Origin of the sequence: uncultured Limnohabitans sp. (assembly GCF_937889215.1) — a bacterium.
Taxonomy (GTDB): Bacteria; Pseudomonadota; Gammaproteobacteria; order Burkholderiales; family Burkholderiaceae_C; genus Limnohabitans_A.
The window spans coordinates 1-2,513 of the sequence record NZ_CALBEX010000255.1 but is presented as its reverse complement, the minus strand read 5'-3'; the positions used below and the strand labels follow the sequence as shown (position 1 = coordinate 2,513).

The 2,513-nt window shown below is 56.9% G+C and carries 3 protein-coding genes; 2 read left to right on the top strand and 1 reads right to left on the bottom strand.

Translation table 11 applies throughout. The annotated features are described in order from the left end of the window. Positions 1-7: 7 nt before the first annotated feature. A complete protein-coding gene (locus Q0341_RS06495; RefSeq protein ID WP_299511329.1) occupies positions 8-571 on the bottom strand; it encodes a TMEM165/GDT1 family protein in 564 nt (187 codons plus the stop codon). 200 nt (positions 572-771) lie between these two features. Here Q0341_RS06495 and Q0341_RS06490 point away from each other — a divergent pair, with 200 nt between their 5' ends. Next, positions 772-1,974 carry an ammonium transporter gene (locus Q0341_RS06490; RefSeq protein ID WP_299511328.1) on the top strand — a complete coding sequence of 401 codons (1,203 nt, stop codon included), beginning with the start codon at positions 772-774 and terminating at the stop codon, positions 1,972-1,974. 227 nt (positions 1,975-2,201) lie between these two features. Next, positions 2,202-2,513 (top strand): RNA-binding protein (locus Q0341_RS06485; protein WP_299511327.1); only part of this gene is annotated, 312 nt, incomplete at its 3' end.

Below are 2,513 nucleotides of genomic sequence, written 5' to 3'. Positions count from 1 at the left end.
GTATAAATCAGCCCCAGCCGAGCAGGGCCACTGCCCCAAGGATGGCAAAAATCACCGCCGACACCAAGTGCACCAGGCGCAGCGACACGCGCCGGGTGATGGCCTCGCCCAGCCATACCACGGGGGCGTTGGCCAACATCATGCCCAGCGTGGTGCCCGCCACCACGGCGAACCAAGCCTTGTATTGCGCAGCCAGCATGACGGTGGCGATCTGCGTTTTGTCACCCATTTCAGCCAAAAAGAAAGCCACCACGGTGGTCAGGAACACGCCCATGCGCGGGGCGCTGTCGCCCTCTTCGTCGTCCAACTTATCGGGAATCAGCATCCACACCGCCATGGCGATAAAGGACACCCCCAGCACCCAACGCAGCACATCGGGGCCCATCACGGTGGTGACCCAGCTGCCCACCGCCCCGGCCAGGCCGTGGTTGGCCAAGGTGGCCACCAAAATGCCGAGCACGATGGGCCAGGGTTTGCGAAAGCGGGCCGCCAGCACCAGCGACAACAACTGGGTTTTGTCACCCATTTCGGCCAGGGCCACGATGCCGGTTGAGACGAGGAAGGCTTCCATGAGGGGGGGCTTATTCAGGTTTGTATGCAGCACAAAGAGTGCTGATCTTACGTGAGCCAACCATGCACCTTCGTGGGGAATTTGGGGTGGCGGGCTGGTCAAGAGTTACTTTGGGTGCGTTTCTTGCTTTTCTTTGGTGCGTTTGGGTTGAAGAACCTCAAAATGCACCAAATCAATTCAAAAATCCTCAAAGGACGATCGTGGACGCACTAAATCAGGGCGCAGATGCGCTGTTTATCTTGTTGGGCGGCATCATGGTGTTGGCCATGCACGCCGGTTTTGCATTTTTGGAACTGGGCACGGTTCGCAAAAAGAGCCAAGTCAATGCGCTGGTGAAGATCTTGGTGGACTTCTCAGTGTCCACGGTGGTTTATTTTGTGGTGGGTTACAGCGTGGCTTATGGCACCACGTTCTTTGTGGGGGCTGAGCAGTTGGCGGCCAAGAACGGCTACGACTTGGTCAAGTTTTTCTTTTTGCTGACCTTTGCCGCCGCCATTCCCGCCATCATTTCGGGCGGTATTGCGGAGCGGGCCAAGTTTTGGCCCCAACTGATCGCCACGGCGGTGATTGTGGGTTTTGTTTACCCCTTCTTTGAGGGCATTGTCTGGAACCAGCACTTTGGCGTGCAGGCCTGGATCAAGGCGCTCACGGGCGACGAGTTCCATGACTTTGCGGGTTCGGTGGTGGTGCACGCCATGGGCGGCTGGATCGCTTTGCCCGCCGTTGTTTTATTGGGTGCGCGTTACAACCGTTACCGCAAAAACGGCGAGGTTTCGGCCCATCCCCCGTCGAGCATTCCCTTTTTGGCCCTGGGCTCGTGGATCTTGATCGTGGGCTGGTTTGGCTTCAACGTGATGAGTGCTCAGACACTGGACAAAATCTCGGGCCTGGTGGCGGTCAACTCTTTGATGGCCATGGTAGGTGGCACGCTGGCGGCTTTGGTGTTGGGCAAAAACGACCCCGGTTTTGTCCACAACGGCCCTTTGGCGGGTTTGGTGGCCGTGTGTGCTGGCTCTGATTTGATGCACCCGTTTGGTGCATTGGTCACAGGCGCGGTGGCGGGGGCTCTGTTTGTGATCATGTTCACACTGACCCAAAACAAATGGAAGATCGACGATGTGCTGGGCGTGTGGCCTTTGCATGGCATTTGTGGCGCATGGGGCGGCATTGCAGCGGGCATTTTTGGGGTCAGCAGTTTGGGCGGTTTGGGTGGCGTCAACCTGAGCGCACAACTGATCGGCACGGGCTTGGGTGTGGCTTGGGCTTTGTTAGGCGGTGCGGCGATTTACGGTATTTTGAAAATCGCACTCGGATTGAAACTCAGCCCCGAAGAAGAATATGACGGGGCCGATTTGACGATTCACAAAATCAGCGCTTCGCCCGAGCGTGAAGTGAGTTGGTAAAACAACAAATGTGCGCAGCCTCTCACGTTTTGCAAGGGATTTAAAGAAAATACCTTGCATTTATTTTTGTTTTCTCGAAGATAGTGGACAGGCTTCGGCGGCATTTCACTGAAGCCCAGTTTGCGGTGAACAGGTCAGTTTCGCATTCCTCCCGATGTTTTCAGGTTTGTTGTTTGCGCTTTCGGAACTCCATCGCTTTTATCTCTGTGTTTTGAGGAGTCCCTTTCATGGGCAACAAACTTTACGTCGGCAACCTGCCTTACTCGGTGCGTGACGGCGATCTGGAACAAGCTTTCGGTGAATTCGGTGCTGTGACCAGCGCCAAAGTCATGATGGAGCGCGATACAGGCCGCTCCAAAGGCTTCGGCTTTGTGGAAATGGGCAGCGATGACGAAGCCCAAGCCGCGATCAACGGCATGAACGGTCAGCCTTTGGGCGGCCGAAATGTGGTCGTGAACGAAGCCCGTCCCATGGAAGCGCGCCCTCCCCGCACAGGCGGTGGCGGCTTCGGCGGCGGTGGTGGTTACGGCGGCGGTGGT

Excerpts from the sequence above, each read along its gene's own strand:
- Q0341_RS06495 (WP_299511329.1), bottom strand. The coding sequence starts at position 571 with ATGGAAGCCTTCCTCGTCTCAACCGGCATCGTGGCCCTGGCCGAAATG.